We start from the raw sequence: 18566 nt of genomic DNA, 5'->3' as shown, positions 1-18566 counted from the left end.
GCGCGGGCGTCGAGGACACCGCCGGCGCCGGCGCCGCGCCCAGCGTCGTGCGAGGGACACCTCCGGCCTCCGCCTAATGGCGGCGAGCGGCCTCCCGGTAGCGGGGGTTGGGTGTCAGCCCTCGACGGTGGCGGTGAAGGCGGCCAGCGCCTCCGAGGCGGGCTCCGGGCCACCGGCGGGGACCTCGTGGATGTAGAACCACACCACGTCGTCTTGGCGGGCAATGTAGATGAGCCCGCCGTCGTCGGCGTCGGAGATCTCGAAGCTCACGGCCTCGTCGCCGATGTCGGCCGGTGTGCCCTCGTCGGCGGAGAACTCCTCGTCGCTGCACCCTGCGGTGGTGGAGGCGAGCTCGTCGTAGGACGTCGAGGCCTCGTCGTCATCGGCGAAGCGGAGGCCGGCCAGGTAGAAGGTGTCGTCGTCGACCTTGTCCTCGACATCGTCCCCGGCGTCTCCGGAGCCGTCGCCGTCCGGGCCGGCGTCGTCATACGCGGCCGCCGCGGTCTCGGTGGGGGTGACCGAGGGGGTGCTGCCGTCGCAGTAGCCCTCGTCGAGCGCCGCGTCGTCGTCGACCTCGCGCTCGTAGCCTTCGACCTCGGGCAGGCGGTCGACCAGGGCGCCCGCCGGTCCGGCCTCGGTGGTCGGCGGCTCGGTGATCGTCGGCGCCTCGGTCGTTGTGGGGGCCTCGGTCGTTGTGGGGGCCTCGGTCGTCGGCGGTTCGGTCGACGGCGGTTCGGTCGACGGCGGTTCGGTCGTCGGCGGCTCGGTGTCGTCGGTGCCGTCGGGGTCGGCCGTCGTGTCCTCGGTCTCAGGGGCTCCCGGGTCGTCCTCGCCGTCGGTCGTCTCGGACCCCGACGCCGTCGTCGTGGTGGTGGTGGGGCCCGGTGCCGCCCCGTCGTCGTCGGAGCACGCCGCGGCACCCAGGGCGAGGACGACGGCAGCCATCGGGGCGAGGAGGCGAGCGGGCGAGGTGTGGCGCAACGACATGGCTGGATTCCTACCCGATGCACGCTGGTCCACCATCACTGGGTGGGGCCACCCCGTCGTCCCCGCCACGCCGAACGCCGACCGGGCGCAGGCGGGCGGTCAGTCGTAGTACTCGGCGCCGAGGTGGGTGATGGCGTCGTCGCCCTTCAGGTGGCGCAGCGTGTTCTTCAGCTTGGTGAGCTGGATGAAGATGTCGTGCTCGGGGTACAGGCCCGGCTGCACCGGCTGCGGGCTCTTCCAGTAGAAGCTCAGCCACTCCTGCACCCCCGACATGCCGGCCCGCCTCGCCAGGTCGAGGAAGAGGGCCAGGTCGAGCACCAGGGGCGCGGCGAGGATCGAGTCCCGGCAGAGGAAGTCGACCTTGATCTGCATCTTGTAGCCGAGCCACCCGAAGATGTCGATGTTGTCCCACCCCTCCTTGTTGTCGCCCCGGGGCGGGTAGTAGTTGATCCGCACGACGTGGTGGATGTCGCCGTAGAGGTCCGGGTTGCGCTCGGGCTCGAAGATGGTGTCGAGCACGCCCAGCTTCGAGACCTCCTTGGCCCTGAACGACTCGGGGTCGTCGAGGATCTCGCCGTCGCGGTTGCCGAGGATGTTGGTCGAGTACCAGCCCTCGACACCCAGCATCCGCGCCTTGAACCCCGGCGCCAGGATGGTCTTCATGAGGGTCTGGCCGGTCTTGAAGTCCTTGCCCGTGACGGGTACGTCGTTGCGGCGCGCCAGCTCGAGCATGGCGGGCGTGTCGAGGTTGAGGTTCGGGGCGCCGTTGGCCATCGGGATGGCGAGCTTCAGGCACGCGTAGGCGTAGATCTGACTGGGGGCGATCTCGGGCGCGGAGTCGCGCAGGCCCTGCTCGAAGGCCTCGACGCTCTGGTGGACAGCCGACGGCTCGCGGTACACCTCGGTCGACCCGCACCAGACGGCGACGAGGCGGTCGCAGCCGTGCTCGTCGCTGAAGCGGTTGATGTCATCGGCCAGCTGCTCGGCCAGCTCCCACTTCGTGGCGCCCGTCTTCACGTGGTCGCCGTGGAGGTTCTTGACGTACGACTGCTCGAACACCGCGGGCATGGGCTTGATCGCCCGCAGCTCCTCGCCCAGCTGCTCGAGCATGTGGCCGTCGAGCACGCCGGCGCGGCTGGCGGCGGCGTAGGCGTCGTCCTCGAAGACGTCCCACCCGCCGAAGACGAGGTCGTCGAGCTGGGCCAGGGGTACGTAGTCGTTGATCAGGGGCACGTTGTCGTCGGTGCGGGGCCCGATGCGGATCGTGCCCATCTGGGTCAGTGAGCCGATCGGCTTGGCCAGCCCCTTGCGGATGGCGAGCACGCCGGCGATGAACGTCGTGCCCACCGCACCCATGCCGGGCAAGAGGATGCCGAGCTTGCCCTGGGCGGGAGCGATGTCGACGTTGGACTCGAGGGGCACAGGGCTCTCCTGGGGGTGAGGGGGAGACCAGTCGCAGCGTCCGCAGGAGGGGCGCGACCAGGCCGGGGCAGGCTAGGCCGTCGAGCGACCCGGGAGAGCCTCCGAACGCCGTACGCAAGCGCGCCACGGGGATCGCCTCCGTACGACCTTGAAGGGGATCAGGGGGAGAGGACGTGCTCGTCGGCGACGGTGAGGGCCTCGTCGAGCACGGCCAGGCCCGCCTCCACGTCGGTGGTCGAGGTGGTGACGGGCGGGACGACGTTGAGGCGGTTCATGGCCGCGACGGGCACGACGCCGCGCTCGACGCAGGCGGCCACGACCTCCTTCATGGGGCCGGCCGCCGCGCCCGTGGCGTTGAACGGCACCAACGGCTCGTTCGGGTGGCGCGGTCACGCACCAGCTCCAGGGCCCAGAAGACGCCCACGCCGCGCACCTCGCCGACCGATGGGTGCCGCCCGGCCAGGGCGGCCAGGCCGGGGCCGATCACGTCGGTGCCGAGCATGCGCTGGGTCGGCACCGGCGCCCCATCGGCGCCCCATCGGAACTTTGAGCGGTTGAGTGCAAGTGCGGCGCACAACCGCTCAAAGTTCGGTGTCGATCGCCTACCTTCGCGGGTCAGCGATCCGCTTCGTCGGCGAGGGCGAGCCACTCGTCCTCGGTCGTGGCCAGGTCGGCCTCGACCCGGGCCAGCTCGGCGCCCAGCGCGGCCATCCGACGGTGATCGGCGTCGCCGGCGGCCAGGGCCTCCGTGAGCTCCGCCCGCTGGGTGTCGAGGCGGCGGACCTTGCCCTCGGCCTCCTTCATCAGCTTGTGGAGGTGGCCCTTGGGCCGGCGCGACGCGGTTGTGGTGGGCGTCTCGGAGGGTGCAGCCGAGGACGCGACGTTCGCCGTCGGCGCCTTCCGGATCGGGGCCGACGTGGCGGCGGCGCGACCCTTGGTCCGCCCGGCGCGACGCCGCTGCTCCCACGCCTCGTAGCCGCCGGGGAGGCGCCGCCCGTTCGTGCGCTCGTCGATCACCAGCACATCGGCGACGGTGCGCTCGAGGAAGGCGCGGTCGTGGCTGACGACGACGAGCGCGCCGGGCCAGTCGTCGAGGAAGTCCTCGAGCACGCGCAGGGTGTCGAGGTCGAGGTCGTTGGTGGGTTCGTCGAGGAGCAGCACGTTGGGCTTGGCCCGCAGGGTGAGCAGGAGCTGGAGGCGGCGGCGCTCGCCGCCCGACAGCAGGCTGATCGGCGCCCGCTGGGCGTCGCCGTCGAACCAGAACGCCTCGAGGAGGGCGGCGTCGCTCCAGTCCGGGTCGCGGTGGGCGCCAGCGACGGCCTGGGCCACCCGCATGCCCGGGTCGAGGGTGATGCCGGTCTGGTCGTAGACCGAGACCCGGGCGGTCGAGCCCTGGACCACCCGCCCCTCGGCCGGGGCCAGTCGCCCGGCGATGACGTCGACGAGGGTCGACTTGCCGGCGCCGTTGGGCCCGACGAGGCCCAGTCGCTCGCGCCGCGCGAGGGAGAGGTCGACCCCGCGGAACAGCCACTCCCGATCCTCGTCCCAGCGATGTCCGACGCCGTGCAGCTCGACCACCTGGTCGCCGAGACGGGGCGTGCCGTGGTGCAGCGGCAGGTCGTCGGACGCCCGGGCTGGTGCCTCGGGCCGGGCCTCGACCAGGGCTGTGGCACTGTCGACCCGGGCCTTGGCCTTGGTCGACCGGGCCTTGGCGCCCCGGCGCAGCCAGGCCAGCTCTCGCCGGGCCAGGTTCCGGCGCACCGACTCGGCCGACGCCGCCTGGTCGGACCGGACCGCCTTGGCCTCGAGGTAGGACGCGTAGCCGCCGTCGTGGCCGTGACCGTGGCCGCGGTCGATCTCCAGGATGCGCGTCGTCACGCGGTCGAGCACGTGGCGGTCGTGGGTCACGAGCAGGAGACCCCCGCGGTGGGCGGCGAGACGCTCCTCGAGCCAGGCGATGGCGTCGATGTCGAGGTGGTTGGTGGGCTCGTCGAGGATCAGCAGCACGCTGTCGTCGTCACCGCCGGGCGGGCCGAGCTCGGTCAGGGCGCGCGCCAGGGCGGTGCGGGTCATCTCACCGCCCGAGAGGGTGCTGACATCGCGGTCGAGCAGTGCGGTCAGCCCCAACCGGTCGGCCGCGGCCTCGGCCAACCAGGCCCCGTCCCCCTCGGCGCCGATGGCGTCGCGCACCGTCCCCGGAGGCAGGGTGCGGTCCTGGTTCACGGCGACGACGCGACTCCCGCGGCCCCGGCGGATGGTGCCCGAAGCGGGCTCGACCTCACCGGCGACGACGCGCAGCAGGGTGCTCTTGCCGCAGCCGTTGAGCCCGACCACGGCCAGGCGGTCCCCGCTGGCGAGGGTCAGGTCGACGTCGGTGAACAGCGGCCGCTCGGGCCGCGTCACCGTCACGCCGTCGGCATCGAGGAGGATCACGACCTTCGAGGGTACGGCGCCCTCCGCGATCCCCCGCATCCCCAGCGGGGGTCACCGCCGAGCCGATCCGACACCGAAGTGGTCACCGATCCGGGTGCCGGGACCCCCGAACCCCGTACCAGTTCGGCCGCGACACCGAAGTGGTCACCGATTCGGGTGCCGGGGCCCCCGAATCCGCTACCAGTTCAGACCAGGGGGGCGCCGGGCGCAGGGCCGGGTGGGTCGCCTGCCGGGCGCGAGGGCACGCGTAGCCTCGGGGGATGGCTCCTGGCGACGGCATCCTGGCCGGCCCCCTCGACATCGACGGGCCCCGGCGGCGGCGCACCACCTACCCCGAGGTCACCGCCATCCCCGGCCTTGCCATCACGCCCCGCGGCGAGCGCGAGCCGTGGATGGTCATCAGCGCCCGGGCCGACCAGATGTACGCCCGGGACGCCCAGGGCCGCCAGCATCTGCTGCGCCCCGTCCCCGGCGGCTTCACCGTGCAGGGCCAACCCGTCACGCTCGTCGCGCCCCGCCCCGTCGCGCCGGACCGCGAGGCCGGGCGCACCTCGTCGGGATCGATGGCCGGGCCGAAGGCGTCGGCGCGCGTGGCGCGGGCCGGTCGGATCCTGGTCGAGGGCATCCACGACGCCGAGCTGGTCGAGAAGGTGTGGGGCGACGACCTCCGCGGCGAGGGCGTCGTGGTCGAGGTGCTGCACGGAGCCGACGACCTGGCCTCGGTGGTCCGTGGGTTCGGGCCCCGCCCGGGACGTCGCCTCGGGATCCTGCTCGACCACCTCGTCGACGGGTCGAAGGAGACCCGTCTAGCCGCGACCGTTCGTCACCCTGACGTGCTCGTCACCGGCCACCGCTTCGTCGACGTGTGGCAGGCGGTGACGCCGGCGGCGGTCGGCATCGACCGGTGGCCGACCGTTGCGCCCGGCACCCCATGGAAGGAGGGGGTCATCGCCGCGCTCGGCGGAACCGAGAGCCCGGCGGCCTTCTGGCGGCGCGTGCTCGGCTCGGTGCGGGACTGGACCGACCTCGAGTCGGACCTCATCGGCGCCGTCGAGCGGCTCATCGACTTCGTCACCGAACCCGCTCCGGGGTGACGACCCGCGGTCCGCCCCGAGAGGCTCGCACGCCCACCCGCCCGTAGAGTGCCCCGATGGAACGGGCGATCCCCCTCGGGCACCTGGCCGGGGTGCGCATCACCATGAGCTGGGTCGTCCCCGTCGTGGCGTTCTTCTACGCCCTGACCCTCGCCCAGGGCGCGCTGCCCAACGCGGTGCCGGGCGAGCCCGGGGCCAGCTACTGGATCGGCGGCGCGCTCGGCGCCGGGCTGTTCTTCCTCTCGCTGCTGGCCCACGAGATGGGCCACGCCCTCGTCGGGCGCCACGAGGGCATCGGCGTGCGCGGGATCACCCTCACCCTTCTCGGCGGCTACACCCAGTTCGACACCGAACCCGAGACGCCCGGGGCTGAGCTGCGGGTGAGCGGCGTCGGGCCGGTCACGAACTTCGTGCTCGCCGGGGTCTTCTACGTCTGCTCGACGGCCGTCGGCGGCGACGTCGGCCTCCTGGCCGTGATCGGCGAGATGTTCGCCTGGCTGGCCTTCGTGAACCTGCTGCTCGCGGCGATCAACATGTTGCCCGGCGCTCCCCTCGACGGCGGGGCCGTGCTCGGCGCCGTGGTGTGGATGCTCACCCGGGACCGCACGCGGTCCCAGACCATCACCGCGGTCATCGGCCTGGCCCTCGGCGCCGCCATCGCCGGGTGGGGCGCGCTCATGTTGTTCGACCGGGGCAACGAGATCGGGATCTGGTTCGTGCTCGTCGGGCTGTTCATCGTCGCCAACGCCCGCACCCGCATGCGCTCGGCCTCGGCCGTCGGCGCCCTCCGCGACACCCGCGTGGGCGATGTCATGGTGGCCGACCCGCCGGTCGTGCCCGAGTGGTCGACGCTGGCCGACATCGTGGCCCGGGCGGCGGCGTGGCAGCCCCACACCGCCTTCCCGGTGCAGGCCGTCGACGGGCGCATCACCGGCCTGCTCACCGCTGAGCTGGTGCTCGCCGTCGACCCCGGTGACTGGGCATCGGTGCGCGCCTCGGACGTCGCCTGGCCGCTCGACCGGGTGCCCACCGCCTCGGTCGAGGAGCCGGTGCTCACCGCCCTCCAGCGCAGCGACGCCGCCGCCGTCGACCGGATCCTCATCGTGTGGCCCGACGGCCGGGTGGCCGGCGTGTCGGGGCGCGACGCGGCCTCGCGCGCCCTCGAGCGAGCACCCGCCCGCTCGCGCTGACCGGCCGAGGAGCGTCGAGGGGCTACCGTCCGCCGCCATGGCCGACGACACCGCTCCCTCGTCTCCGCAGTACCGCCTCGACGGTGCCGTGGCCGTCGTGACCCTCGAGGACGGGAAGGCCAACGCCATCGGCCACGGCACCCTCGCCGGGCTCCACGACGCTCTCGACCGAGCCGAGCAGGAGGCCACCGCGCTGGTGCTCGTCGGCGGGGCCAAGGCCTTCTCGGCTGGTTACGACCTGGCCATCATGACCGAGAGCACCGAGTCGATGCGGGCCCTGGTCACCGCCGGGGCCCATCTGCTGATGCGCCTCTACGGCACCGCCCTGCCCACCGTGGCGGCCTGCACCGGCCACGCCCTCGCCGGCGGCGCCCTCACCCTGCTGGCCTGCGACGAGCGCCTCGGGCCCGATGACCGACCCGCCAAGCTGGGCCTGAACGAGGTCGCCATCGGCATGTCGCTGCCGGTCTTCGCCGTCGAGCTGGCGCGCGACCGGCTGGCCCCTACGCACCTGACCCCGGCGGCCCTGGGCCGGATCTACGACCCCGCCGGTGCCGTGGCGGCCGGCTACCTCGACCGGCTGGTGCCCGGCGTCGCGCTGGTCGACGAGGCGGTGGCGCTCGGCCACGAGCGCGCTGCGTTGCGTCGCGGCGCCGTCGGCCGCACCAAGGCCGTGCTGCGCACCCGCACCATCGACCACGTGCTGGCGACGCTCGACGACGACATCGCCGCCCTGAGCGGCCCCGACGCCGGGTAGCCGCCAAGGAGGGGTAATCGACCTTCCGCCTACCGGTGGGGGTCGCGGTGGACCACCAGACCTTCGGGCGTGAGCAGGTGGCCGGTGAGGGTGCGCTCGTCGTGGCGCATCCGCCAGCGCAGCAGCTCGCCGCAGCGGTCGGCCACGACCCCCTGGTGCCCCGGGTCATGCACCAGGTCGTCGACCTGGTCGGGGTCGGCCTCGAGGTCGAACAGCAGCGGCGGCAGCACGTCGGGGTCGGTGGCGAAGTGGACGTACTTCCAGCGGTCGCTCCGCACCACGTTCAGGCAGCACTGCTCCATCGGCACGCCGAGCAGGCCCTCGGCCAGATGGAGCCACGGGTTCCGGAAGTCCCACTCCCAGTGCACGGCGGTGCGCCAACCGTCGGGCCCGGCGGCGGCCAGCGGGTCGACAGAGGGGGACGGGTCGACGGGCCGGGGCGGGTCGACGGAGGGGGACGGGTCGGCGGGCGGGAGCGGGTCGACGATGAAGGGGTCGAGCGCCCGGCCGTCGCACTGGAGCGGCGCCGGGACGCCCATCCAGGAGCACAGCGTGGGCAGCACGTCGACGTGCTCGGTGGGCGCCCGGACGACCCGACCCCGGGTGGCGTCGGCCTCGGGGCGGGGGTCGCACACGATGAGGGGCACGTGGTAGCTCTCGTCCCAGAACCCCAGCTTCTCGATGAGCCAGTGGTCGCCCATCTGGTCGCCGTGGTCGGAGGTGAGCAGCACCAGGGTGTCGTCGGTGAGGCCCCGGGCGTCGAGCGACTCGAGGAGCCCGCCCAGCTGGTCGTCGACCTCGGCCATCATCCCGTAGTACGTGGCTCGGAGCTGACGGCGGTCGCGCTCGTCGACGGGCGCCCCGACGCCGGGCAGGTCCGTCGCCACCGCGGCGAGCCGATGGCTGGCCCGCTCGTCGTCGCGCCGGCGGTGCCCGCGGAAGTCCGGCACGTCGTCGGCCGCGTAGAGGTCGTGGTAGCCGACAGGGTTCCGGTACGGCGGGTGAGGTCGGATGAAGCTGGCGTGCACAAACCAGGGATCCGCGTCGGTGCGCCGCTCGAACCACTCGACCATGCGCTCGACCATGAACGCCGTCTCGGTGTCGTCGGGCCCGAAGCGGGCCGGGGCCCACCACTCGCTGTGCGCCGTCGCCCCGGGGTGATCGACATCCGGTCGGTACAGCTCCCAGGGGTCGGAGGGGACGTCGACGCCGCACGAGCGGGTGACCGGCGGCCGAGAGGCAGTCGCCCCGCCACTGGTCGACGGTGAGGTAGAGGACGTTGCCCCGGTGCGCGTCCGGGCGCGATGGCCGCACCAGTGGCCCGCTCACGGCGAGGCGACGGGCGGTGCGGAGCGACGGGCCCGTCCGACGCTCCGGGGCTCGGCTTCCAGTCGCATCGCCGGGCCCACGGAGACCGAGGGTACCGAAGCCGGGAGCGACGAGCGGCGCTCCGGGCGCGATCCGAGACCGCGCTTGCCAGACTGCCGGGGTGGCATCGGGACCCGATCGACGACGCGGCTCTCGGCGCCCGCCCCAGGAACGGCGCGAGGCCTTCCTGGACGCGGCGGTCGTCGCCATCCGTCGCGACGGGCCGACTGTGTCGATGGAGGCGATGGCGCGCCAGGCGGGCGTGACCAAGCCGATCCTCTACCGCCTCTTCGACGATCGCGACGGCCTGCTGCATGCGCTTGGTGAGCGCATGGCCGGCCAGGTCATCATCGAGGTGACCGCGGCGCTGGAGCAGGGGTCCGACGGTGACCCCCGCGAGATGCTCCGGCGCGCCATCAGCGCGTACGTCGCCCTCATCGACGACGAGACCGAGGTCTACCGATTCGTCACCGACCAGTCGGGGCCACGAGGTCCGACCGTCACCGGCTTGTCGGCCGAGGTCGCCCGGGCCATCGCCGTGGTGCTCGGCGAGCAGCTGCGGGCCGCCGGCGCCGACTCCGGGGCGGCTGAGCCGTGGGCGTTCGGCATCGTCGGGATGGTCCACCTCTCGGGCGACTGGTGGGTCCGCAACCGCACCCTGCCCCGCGACCGGTTGGTCACCTACCTCGTCGACCTGTTGTGGGACGGCTTCGCCGGCCTGGCCCCGCCGAACCGCGAACCCCGGTCGGCCACGACGACCGACTGAACTGAGCGCGCCCGCGGCGCCGGAGCGACGGACCGCGTCCCGGCCCCGGACATGCTCCAGCGCGACTGCACCACGCGCCTGGGCTCGACGACCGGAAACCCCGGCAAGGCTTACGCTGTAGCCCGGCGGCCTGATGAAACGAACCGGTGTCCACCATGACATAACGGGCAACCTCGGAGCCGGCATCGGCCCCGATCTCTCTTGGACCATCACGCCACCTTCGCTCTCGCTGTTGCGCTGGGGTCCCATGACTCCTGGAGTAGGATCGACAAGGTGAGCCAGGACCAGCATCCACACGTGCGGAACGCCGTGGCCTCAGCTCGCTTGGAGGGCGTCGAGATGGACGATGCTGACGTGGCCGTCCTTGAGGCGGCAGCCGCTGGCGAGCTGACCACCGATGAGGCCCGCCGCCGGCTCATCGAGCAACACGGCGTTGCGCTCCCGGCCGCACACCGGCTGGCGCAGTCGGTCCACGCCAGTTCCTGAGGAGCCCCGCCGATGGCGGTGGCCGACCCCTACATCGATCCGGCGACAGGATGCCTCCACAACCTCCTCGGCATCGCCGACCCCCAGCGGCTCCGGTCCCTCGAGGCCGCGCTCGTCGGCGAGGCCGAGCGAGACCTCTACGCCCGGCCCAGCCTGATCCAGGCGACGTGGGACAGCCACCACTGGCGGGCCACCCACCGCCACCTCTTCGGCGACATCTACCCATGGGCAGGGGAGTACCGCACCATCGACATTGAGAAGGACGGGCACTCCTTCCATCCGGTCGCTCGGCTCGACCAGGCCGCTGCCTGGTGCACCAGCCAGCTCCGACAAGCGGCGGCCATCAGGCCCGCCCTGGGTGCCGATGACCCGTCGGCTGTCCTCAGCCCGGTCCTGGCCGACCTCAACGAAGCTCACCCCTTCCGAGAAGGCAATGGGCGTACCCAACGGTCACTGATCACCCAGGCCGCCAGCCTCCACGGCTGCACGCTCGACTGGTCCCCCGTGACCGCCACCGAGAACCTCGTCCGCTCGATCGCGTCCGTCGACGATCCTGACGCCTTCGCCCCCATGCTCCGCCGGATCATGCGCACCAACGACCAAGGGAACTCGACGCCGCTACGCCGTGACTCCTAGCAGGAGGCCTACAACTCCCGTCCTGTTCCTGATCGCAGGCACTTCCGGGAAGGTGGGCTCGCGCAAGACTGCTCGGTCGATGACGGTAGATCTCCTGCTTTGGGACTTCGGGGACACGCTCGTCGATGAGCGCTGGATGCGCCGGCCCCCGCGGGATCGTCCGAGTTGGGAGATGGCCTGGCTGGAGTCGATGGCGGTGCTCGCAGATCGCTGGAACGTGGGGGAGCTCAGTTCCGAGGAGGTGTTCGCCGATCTGGCCACCCGCACGGGCATGTCCACGGCCGCCGTCGCTGAACACGCTCGCGAGTGCTGCAGCCGGCTCGTGTTCAATCGGATCGCCTGGCGTGTGGCTCGCGAGCATCGACGACCGCAGGCGATCGTCACGGTGAATCCAGACCTATTCGACGATGTCGTTGTGCCACTTCATCGACTGGCTGGAGTGTTCGACGTGATCGTCTCCTCAGCGACGGAGCGCACGGTGAACAAGACCGACCTCTGCCTTCAGGCCATCGAGCAGCTTGGCATCAGTGCGAGCCGCTCCCGAGCGCTGCTCATCGACAACCGACGCGACCTCGTCGATGGGTGGCGAGCGGCCGGCGGCGCCGGCTACTGGTTCCAGGGTGATGATGTGTTCGGGTGGGACCTGCCTGCCCTTTTCCAATAGCGCCGATCGGCACGCACCACGAGCCGGTCTGGTGCATCGCGAGGGCCTTCGATCCGTGAACACAGCGATATGACTCGCAATGGAATGCCGCGCTCAGACGCTTCAAGCAAGGGACAGCGACGGCCGCCAGCCAGTTGGCCGGCGTGTGGTTCGGCGACCTAAGCATCGGTCTTCGTCGGCGGCTGAGTTGTCGCGGCTCCTACGGGTGGCGGGGTGGAGGGCGAGGAGCGTCGAATCGGGCGAGTTGGCCACGGCGACGATGGGCGCCGGCGGTGAGCACGCGCATCTCATCGCAGGATCGGTGACGGATGCCAGTCGATGGTGGCGCGGGCCCGCTCGTCGGTGAAGTCGAGGTCGCGAGGCCGATCGGCTCCGTCCGGCGTCTTCACGCCTTCGATCAGGCCGTGGGACAAGCCGAGGTGGTCCGCGACACGTTGGGCGATCTCGTACCGGCTCAGCCTGCACGCACCGGCGAGGTGCCAGACCCCGCTGCGCACCTCCGGCGGCAGGCTCGCGATCCGCCAAAGCGCGGTTGCCACCTCGGACGCCATCGCCGGTCGACGCGTCTCGTCCGCGAACCACTGCGTGGTCTCATTCCGTCCTGCCGATGTCCGGAGCTTGCCCACGACGTGGTCGTCCGGCGCGACGGAAACGAGCAACGGCAACCGAACCACGCCTGCGTGATCCGACGCGCGTCGCACGATGCGTTCCGCCTCGGCCTTCCAGCGTCCGTAGTCCCAAACGGGATCAGGGACGGCGGCTTCGTCGCGAGCGATCCCGTCACCGGCGAAGACCGCGTCGCTTGAGATGAACATCACGTCAGCCCCTGCCGATGCGGCTGCGTCGATCAGGTGCTGCGTCGCGTCGACGATCGACGCTCGATCCTTCGCGTAGGCGGCATGGATCACCAGCGAGGGGTTGGCGCGACGGACGGCAGCCATGGTGGAGCCGCGATCGCGTAGATCGGCGCGAACATCCGGGATACCAAGGACCCGCCGCCGGGACGTCAGAGCGACCAGCGCGTCCGGATCAGGTGCAGCCCGCAGCATCCAGTGGCCGAGTAGTCCGCTCGCTCCCGTCAGGAGCACGGGCCGGTCACCCATGGTGGCGATCCTCGATGCTCTGGTCCCGTGGGTGGCCTACCGAGGAGGCCATTCGAACGATCCAACGTCGACCACGAGGCGCCCCACGTCGGCGAGTTCTAGCCGCTCCACTCGCTTCCATCAGGGGGTACAGCGGCCCGACATCCGGCCCCTGTCACGCTGGTTGCGGATCGTTCTTGGCGCAGGATGAGGAGCCGCAGCGTGAAGTCGCTCGCTACAGCACCCTCTTGCGGCCCGAAGGTTGCCATGACCGAGCGGACGCCCGTGGCGTCGGTGAGGGGTCGCAGCATCGAGTCGACGTGCCGGATGCGGTGGACGCGATCGACCCAGACATCGAGGTCGAAGCGCCACGGCTCGACCACATCGACCACGCGATCATCAGGCCCGCTTCGGGCCCCGGCCGTGGAGGATGCCGACAAGGGCCTTCACCGCTCTGTCGGTGCGCGGCCCGCGGGAGAAGGTGGTGAGGTTGAGCGGGGCAGGCATGCGCTGGCGGGCGACGGCCTTGGCCCGGGTGAACTCCCGGAGGCCATCGGCGCCGTGGATGCGGCCGAAGCCGCTGTCACCCACGCCCCCGAAGGGCAACGACGGGATGCCGGCGAAGGAGATCACCGAGTTCACCGCCGTCATCCCCGAGCGCAGGCGGCGAGCCAGCTCAGGGCCCCGGGCCTTGGAGAACACAGTGGCCCCGAGGCCGTAACGGCTGGCGTTGGCCTTGGTCACAGCCTCGTCCATGTCGCGCACCCGGGCGATGGTGAGGGTGGGTCCGAAGGTCTCGTCGGTGTTGGCCAGGGCGTCCTCGGGCACGTCGACGAGCACCGTGGGCCGGGCGTAGCGGTCGTCGACGGCGTCGGCCCCGCCGATCAGGGCCCGGCCCCCGCGCGCCAGGGCATCGGCGATGTGGCTGCGGATGACCTCCAGCTGGCCGGGCATGGTGATCGGCCCGATGTCCGCGTCGGGGCCGCTGCCGGCATCGACCTCACTCGCCTGGGCCACGACCTTCTCGACGAAGGCGTCGTAGACGTCGGTGTGGACATAGGCGCGCTCCACGCCGACGCAGGTCTGGCCCGCGTTCGACAGGGCGCCCCACGTGGCGGCGTCGGCGGCGGCCGCGACATCCGCGTCGGCGTCGACCACCATGGCATCCTTGCCGCCGCACTCGATGAGCACCGGCGTCAGCGTGTCGGCGGCGGCGGCCATGATCTTCTTTGCGGTCGCGGTGGAGCCGGTGAAGGCGATCTTGTCGACGCGTGCGGTGACCAGGGCACCGCCGGTGGCCCCGAAGCCGGTCACCACCTCGAAGAGCCCGGGGATGCCGATGGCCTCCGCGGCCGCCTCGGCCAGCCACTCCCCCACGCCGGGGGTGTGCTCGCTCGGCTTGAACACCACGGCGTTGCCCGCCGCGAGGGCATAGGCGATCGACCCCATGGGCGTGAACACCGGGTAGTTCCAGGGGCCGATCACGCCGATCACACCGAGGGGCAGGTACTCGAGGGTGGCGGCGTGGTTCGCCATCAGCAGACCCGGCGACACGCGACGGCGCCGGAGCACCTTCTCGGCGTGGCCGCCGGCCCAGGCCAGGTGGTCGACGGCGAGGACGATCTCCAACATGGCGTCGCCGTGGGGCTTGCCCGTCTCGGCGTGCACCAGGTCGGCCAGCTCGTCGGCCCGGTGGGTGACGAGCGCCTTCCACGCCCTGAGCAACGGGGCCCGGCCGTCGAAGTCGAGCGCGGCCCAGCTCGTCGCCGCCGTCCGGGCCCGGGCCACGGCGGCGGCAACGTCGGCGGCGCTGTGCACCGGGTGGGTGCCGACCACCTCGCCGGAGGCCGGGTCGAGCGAGTCGAACCTGTCGCGCTCGCCGATCGGGCCGGGGTCGTTCGTGGTGCCGTCGTTCGTGGTTCCGTCGTTCGTGGTGGTGTCGGTCGCGGTCATCGGTGCGGGCCTCCGGGTGGCGTTCTCGCGCTCAGTCGAGCACACCCTGCCCCCGGAGACCCCGGTCACCCACCCCCGGGGCCGCGGCTACCGGGGCACGCTGACCGCCAGCTCGGGGCGGTGCTCGGCCAGGAGCGCGTGGTACGCGTCCTGCTCGAGGGGGCGAGAGAGCAAGAAGCCCTGGCCGTAGTGGCATCCGAGGGCGCGCCGCGCGTCGAGCTGCTGGTCGGTCTCGATCCCCTCGGCGACCACCGTGGTGACATCGAGCGAATCCGCCATCTGCAGGATCGTCTGGGCCAGGCGGGAACCCGTCGAGTCACCGTCGAGCTCGGCCACGAAGGTCCTGTTGGTGTCGGCCATCAGCGCGGTCTCGGTGATCTCGACGGTGAGGCGCGACGGCGACAGGCCGCTGCCCTCCAGGGCGTGGGCGACGGTGTCGAGGAAGTCAGGCGCCGAGAACTGCACCCCGGACACGTTGACGCCGTCGGTCGAGCCCGTCCTCGCCGCCTGCCCACAGGCCTGGGCCAGGACCCACGCGCCGATGGGGACGACCAGACCGGTCTGTCGTACATGGCGATGTCGGCGTCGCGCAGCAGCCCCACGGTGGTCGACGACGCGTCGGCGGCGGCTGGCCACCACGCCGAGCTCCATGTCGCCGATCGACACCGGCACCCTCAGGGCATCGAGGAACGACTGGCGGTGCCGAGGATGAGGCGCGCCACCCCGGCGAGCAGGACGACGGCGAGGAGGGGGTGCGCCACGGCCCAGGCCTGGTCCATCGGGTCACACCCTCGGTCACCAGGATGGGTTCGACGAGGAAGATCAGGGCGAGCAGGGCGGCGGCGACGCCCATGATGGCGGTGTCGACGGGCCCGAAGGGGTCGCGGATCACGAGCGCCTCGCGGACGCGGAGGCCCACCGAGGCGACGAGCAAGATGAGGCCCGCCAGGATCAGGGCATCGTCGGGTGCCGGGAACTGCTCGGTCCCCGCCTCGGCGTGCCACCAGGCCATCAGCTGGGCGACGAGGATCGACGTCAACCCGGCCGCCTGCAGGACCCAGGCCAGGCGGTGCCCCGTCGCTGGGCGCGGCCTCTCAGCTCACGGGCGCAGTGGGGGTGAAGCGGACCGCCAGGTGCTCGTAGCCCGAGACGAAGTTGGCGGGGCGGGCGGCGGGCTCGTCGTCCTGGGCCACCTCGAGGTCGGGCAGCCGTCGCAGGAGGTGCTCGACCATGCACGACAGCTCGATCCGGGCGAGGCTGTTGCCCAGGCAGAAGTGGGTGCCGAAGCCGAACGCGACGTGGTCGTTGGGACTGCGTCCGATGTCGAACCGGGACGGGTCCGTGAACACCTCCTCGTCGCGGTTCGCCGAGCCGTAGAGCAGGAGCACGTCGTCGCCCTCGGCGATGCGCTGGCCCCGCAGCGCAACGTCGCGGGTCGCGGTGCGGTTCATGTTCTTGATGGGTGACACCCAGCGCAGCATCTCCTCGACCGCGGAGGGCAGGAGGCCGGGGTCGGCCGCGAGCCGCTCGCGCTCGCCGGGCACGGTGAGCAGCTGGTACATCCCGCCGCTGATGACGTGACGGGTGGTCTCGTCGCCGCCGATGAGGATCAGCAGCGACTCGTGGAGGATCTCCTCGTCGGTGAGGCGGTCGCCGTCGACCTCGGCGTGCACGAGCGTCGAGACCAGGTCCTCTCGCGGCCGGGCCCGGCGATCCGCGATGGTATCGAGGGCGAAGGCGGTGTAGTCGGTGAAGGCGGTGGCCGCCGAGTCCAGCCGGTCCGGATCACCGGTGAGGGCCGAGAGCAGCGTGTCGGACCACTCGAGCAGCCGGGCCCGGTCCTCGGGGGCCACGCCGAGGGCGTCGCCGATCATGATCATGGGCAGCCAGGCGGCGACGTCGGTGACCAGATCGCACTCGCCGCGCTCGCACACGGCGTCGATGATCTGGTCGCACGCAGCGCGCACGGCGCCCTCCTGGTCGCGCACCCGGCGGGGGCTGAAACCCTTGTTGACCAGCTTGCGGCGCTTGACGTGGGCGGGGTCGTCCATGTCGATCATCATCGGGATGGGACCGGCGTCGGCCCGGATGCCCCCTGCGCTCGAGAACGTGGCCGGGTCCCGGGAGATGACCTTGAGGTCGTCGTGGCGGGTGATGCCCCACGCTCGTCCGTCCCAGTAGACCGGTGCGTTCTCGCGCATCCAGCGCATCTCGTCGTGGGGATCTCGGCCCCAGAACGCACCCGAGATCAGGTCGATGTCGGGTCGGGTCGGGTGGTTCGCGTCGCGGGCCATCAGCGTCCTCCCGAGGGCTGCTCGTGGGGCACGCCCAGGCTCGCGGCCAGCCGGGCCAGGGCCACGGCGGCGACCGGCGTGTCGATCCCCAGTCGGGCGCCGAGGGCGACGGCCAGCGCCAGGTCCTTCTCCCCGAGCGAACGGGTGTGGGTGAGGATGGGCGCCATCGGGTCATCATCGGCGACCGGCGCGGCCGTTGCACGGATCATGACGGCGCCGGGCCCGCCGGTGACGGCGTCGGAGTGGCGTACCACCTCCCCCAGGGCGACCAGATCGACCCCGGCGGCCTCGGCCAGCTGCTGGGCCTCGCCCACCGCCGCGTAGGCGGCGAAGGTGATGAGGTTGCGGGCGATCTTGGCCCGGGTGCCGGAGCCGGTCGGACCGAAGTGGACCACGAGGTCGGCGAAGAGCGCGAAGGGCTCGCGGCAGCGCTCGATGGCCTCGGCGGCGCCACCGGCCATGACGGCGAGGCGCCCACCGTGGGCGCCCATAGCCCCGCCGCTCACCGGGGCATCGACGATGTGCACGCCGTGGGCGGCCCCCGCCACGGCCAGCTCCTCGGCCGTCTCCGGGAGGATCGTCGAGTGGACGGCCACGACCGTGCCCGATGCCGCGACGGGCAAGATCTGGCCCACCACGGTGCGCACCTGGGCGTCGTCGCGCACCATCACCGAGATCACCGTCGCCCCCGACGTCGCCACCCCGGCCGCGTCGACCGCCACCCCGGCTCCGATGCGGGCGAAGCGTTCGGTGGCCTCGGTGACCACATCGCAGACGACCAGACCGCCCGGGTGGGCGAGCAACCGCCGGGCCATCGGCGCGCCGATCTGGCCCAGGCCGATCCAGCCCACCTTCTCGCTCGGGGTCTCGGTCTCGTCGGTCACGACCCCGTCCCCCACCCGAACTGGGGCACGCCCTGGTCGTCGCAGCAGCCGTTCCGTGCCCCAGAACCGGGGTGGTGCGCCATCAGCTGCGCACGACCTGGCCGCCGTCCACGTTGAAGATGTGGCCGGTGACCCAGCTGGCGTCGTCGGAGAGGAGGAAGAGCGCCATGTCGGCCAGGTCGTCGGGGGTGCCCTGGCGCTTCAGAGCCAGGTTCCCCACCAGGTCCGCCACGATGGAGGCGGGCACGACCGTGCGGGTGGCCTCGGTGTCGGTGGGGCCGGGGGCGATGGCGTTGATGCGGATGCCCGAGCCGCCCAGCTCGTGGGCCAGCTGCTGGGTGAGGCCGTTGATGCCGACCTTGGCCAAGCCGTAGAAGCCGGCGTACATCCACGCCGCGGTCGACGATTGGTTGACGATGGCACCGCCCCCACGAGCCGCCATGGACTCCCAGCAGGCCCGGATGCAGATGAGCGCGCCGTCCATGTTCACGGCCATGAACCGGCGGTAGTATTCCCAGTCGACCGTGAGCAGCAGGTCGATCTGCATCCC

At 72.1% G+C, this 18566-nt stretch carries 17 protein-coding genes and 1 pseudogene; 7 read left to right on the top strand and 11 right to left on the bottom strand.

The window, feature by feature from the left end; genetic code table 11:
* Positions 1-114: 114 nt before the first annotated feature.
* The 4 genes and pseudogenes from VNL12_RS08485 to VNL12_RS08470 all read right to left on the bottom strand — a co-directional run bounded on the left by VNL12_RS08485 (position 115) and on the right by VNL12_RS08470 (position 4842).
* Positions 115-987 (bottom strand): hypothetical protein, encoded by an 873-nt coding sequence (locus tag VNL12_RS08485; protein ID WP_325593513.1) that lies wholly within the window; start codon positions 985-987, stop codon positions 115-117.
* A 99-nt stretch (positions 988-1086) separates the two neighbouring features.
* On the bottom strand, positions 1087-2409 hold the full coding sequence (locus VNL12_RS08480; RefSeq protein ID WP_325593511.1) for an inositol-3-phosphate synthase: 1323 nt from the start codon (positions 2407-2409) through the stop codon (positions 1087-1089).
* 158 nt (positions 2410-2567) lie between these two features.
* Positions 2568-2914, bottom strand: a pseudogene (locus VNL12_RS20880) (aspartate aminotransferase family protein); the annotation flags it as partial.
* A 110-nt stretch (positions 2915-3024) separates the two neighbouring features.
* Complete coding sequence (locus tag VNL12_RS08470; RefSeq protein ID WP_325593507.1) at positions 3025-4842, bottom strand: ABC-F family ATP-binding cassette domain-containing protein; 1818 nt, start codon at positions 4840-4842, stop codon at positions 3025-3027.
* A 260-nt stretch (positions 4843-5102) separates the two neighbouring features.
* Here VNL12_RS08470 and VNL12_RS08465 point away from each other — a divergent pair, with 260 nt between their 5' ends.
* From VNL12_RS08465 to VNL12_RS08455, 3 genes are read left to right on the top strand one after another with little or no spacing between them, the layout of a single operon-like run.
* On the top strand, positions 5103-5936 hold the full coding sequence (locus VNL12_RS08465) for a DUF3097 family protein (RefSeq protein ID WP_325593505.1): 834 nt from the start codon (positions 5103-5105) through the stop codon (positions 5934-5936).
* 56 nt (positions 5937-5992) lie between these two features.
* The gene (locus VNL12_RS08460; protein ID WP_325593503.1) at positions 5993-7126 is read left to right on the top strand and encodes a site-2 protease family protein; all 1134 of its coding nucleotides are present in this window, start codon (positions 5993-5995) and stop codon (positions 7124-7126) included.
* A gap of 37 nt (positions 7127-7163) precedes the next feature.
* A complete protein-coding gene (locus tag VNL12_RS08455) occupies positions 7164-7883 on the top strand; it encodes a crotonase/enoyl-CoA hydratase family protein (RefSeq protein WP_325593501.1) in 720 nt (239 codons plus the stop codon).
* Between the two features lie 29 nt (positions 7884-7912).
* On the opposite strand, the gene VNL12_RS08450 is transcribed toward VNL12_RS08455, so the two are convergent.
* A complete protein-coding gene (locus tag VNL12_RS08450; protein ID WP_325593515.1) occupies positions 7913-9064 on the bottom strand; it encodes a sulfatase-like hydrolase/transferase in 1152 nt (383 codons plus the stop codon).
* A 308-nt stretch (positions 9065-9372) separates the two neighbouring features.
* On the opposite strand from VNL12_RS08450, the gene VNL12_RS08445 reads away from it, so the two are divergent.
* The 4 genes from VNL12_RS08445 (at position 9373) to VNL12_RS08430 (ending at position 11803) form a co-directional block, all read left to right on the top strand.
* Positions 9373-10017: a TetR/AcrR family transcriptional regulator gene (locus VNL12_RS08445; RefSeq protein WP_325593499.1), complete on the top strand. Its 645-nt coding sequence runs from the start codon at positions 9373-9375 to the stop codon at positions 10015-10017.
* 339 nt (positions 10018-10356) lie between these two features.
* Positions 10357-10503, top strand: coding sequence for a hypothetical protein (locus tag VNL12_RS21220; RefSeq protein ID WP_414654867.1), 147 nt, complete (start codon positions 10357-10359; stop codon positions 10501-10503).
* A gap of 12 nt (positions 10504-10515) precedes the next feature.
* On the top strand, positions 10516-11139 hold the full coding sequence (locus VNL12_RS08435; RefSeq protein WP_325593495.1) for a Fic/DOC family protein: 624 nt from the start codon (positions 10516-10518) through the stop codon (positions 11137-11139).
* Positions 11140-11218: 79 nt separating this feature from the next.
* Positions 11219-11803 carry a hypothetical protein gene (locus tag VNL12_RS08430; RefSeq protein ID WP_325593493.1) on the top strand — a complete coding sequence of 195 codons (585 nt, stop codon included), beginning with the start codon at positions 11219-11221 and terminating at the stop codon, positions 11801-11803.
* Between the two features lie 287 nt (positions 11804-12090).
* Here VNL12_RS08430 and VNL12_RS08425 read toward each other — a convergent pair whose 3' ends face one another.
* The 6 genes from VNL12_RS08425 to VNL12_RS08400 form a co-directional block, all read right to left on the bottom strand.
* Positions 12091-12906 (bottom strand): SDR family oxidoreductase, encoded by an 816-nt coding sequence (locus VNL12_RS08425; RefSeq protein ID WP_325593491.1) that lies wholly within the window; start codon positions 12904-12906, stop codon positions 12091-12093.
* A 378-nt stretch (positions 12907-13284) separates the two neighbouring features.
* A complete protein-coding gene (locus tag VNL12_RS08420; RefSeq protein ID WP_325593489.1) occupies positions 13285-14838 on the bottom strand; it encodes an aldehyde dehydrogenase family protein in 1554 nt (517 codons plus the stop codon).
* An 87-nt stretch (positions 14839-14925) separates the two neighbouring features.
* A complete protein-coding gene (locus VNL12_RS08415) occupies positions 14926-15504 on the bottom strand; it encodes an EAL domain-containing protein (RefSeq protein WP_325593487.1) in 579 nt (192 codons plus the stop codon).
* A gap of 428 nt (positions 15505-15932) precedes the next feature.
* On the bottom strand, positions 15933-17132 hold the full coding sequence (locus VNL12_RS08410) for a cytochrome P450 (RefSeq protein WP_325593485.1): 1200 nt from the start codon (positions 17130-17132) through the stop codon (positions 15933-15935).
* Complete coding sequence (locus tag VNL12_RS08405) at positions 17132-18016, bottom strand: NAD(P)-dependent oxidoreductase (protein WP_325593483.1); 885 nt, start codon at positions 18014-18016, stop codon at positions 17132-17134. Before VNL12_RS08405 ends, VNL12_RS08410 begins: the two co-directional genes overlap by 1 nt.
* An 82-nt stretch (positions 18017-18098) precedes the next feature.
* On the bottom strand, positions 18099-18566 hold a 468-nt coding region (locus VNL12_RS08400; RefSeq protein WP_325593481.1), incomplete at its 5' end, for an SDR family oxidoreductase.

Source organism: Iamia sp. (assembly GCF_035575815.1).
In the GTDB taxonomy this organism is placed as follows: domain Bacteria; phylum Actinomycetota; class Acidimicrobiia; order Acidimicrobiales; family Iamiaceae; genus Iamia.
The sequence above is the reverse complement of the archived record's forward strand: the minus strand, read 5'-3'. Positions and strand labels throughout refer to the sequence as shown.

Bases quoted from the DNA above. Each gene is read 5' to 3' on its own strand.
- VNL12_RS08455 (WP_325593501.1), top strand. From the start codon at position 7,164: ATGGCCGACGACACCGCTCCCTCGTCTCCGCAGTACCGCCTCGACGGT.
- VNL12_RS08465 (WP_325593505.1), top strand. From the start codon at position 5,103: ATGGCTCCTGGCGACGGCATCCTGGCCGGCCCCCTCGACATCGACGGG.
- VNL12_RS08410 (WP_325593485.1), bottom strand. From the start codon at position 17,132: ATGGCCCGCGACGCGAACCACCCGACCCGACCCGACATCGACCTGATC.
- VNL12_RS21220 (WP_414654867.1), top strand. From the start codon at position 10,357: ATGGACGATGCTGACGTGGCCGTCCTTGAGGCGGCAGCCGCTGGCGAG.
- VNL12_RS08425 (WP_325593491.1), bottom strand. From the start codon at position 12,906: ATGGGTGACCGGCCCGTGCTCCTGACGGGAGCGAGCGGACTACTCGGC.
- VNL12_RS08460 (WP_325593503.1), top strand. From the start codon at position 5,993: ATGGAACGGGCGATCCCCCTCGGGCACCTGGCCGGGGTGCGCATCACC.
- VNL12_RS08485 (WP_325593513.1), bottom strand. From the start codon at position 987: ATGTCGTTGCGCCACACCTCGCCCGCTCGCCTCCTCGCCCCGATGGCT.
- VNL12_RS08420 (WP_325593489.1), bottom strand. From the start codon at position 14,838: ATGACCGCGACCGACACCACCACGAACGACGGAACCACGAACGACGGC.
- VNL12_RS08435 (WP_325593495.1), top strand. From the start codon at position 10,516: ATGGCGGTGGCCGACCCCTACATCGATCCGGCGACAGGATGCCTCCAC.
- VNL12_RS08430 (WP_325593493.1), top strand. From the start codon at position 11,219: ATGACGGTAGATCTCCTGCTTTGGGACTTCGGGGACACGCTCGTCGAT.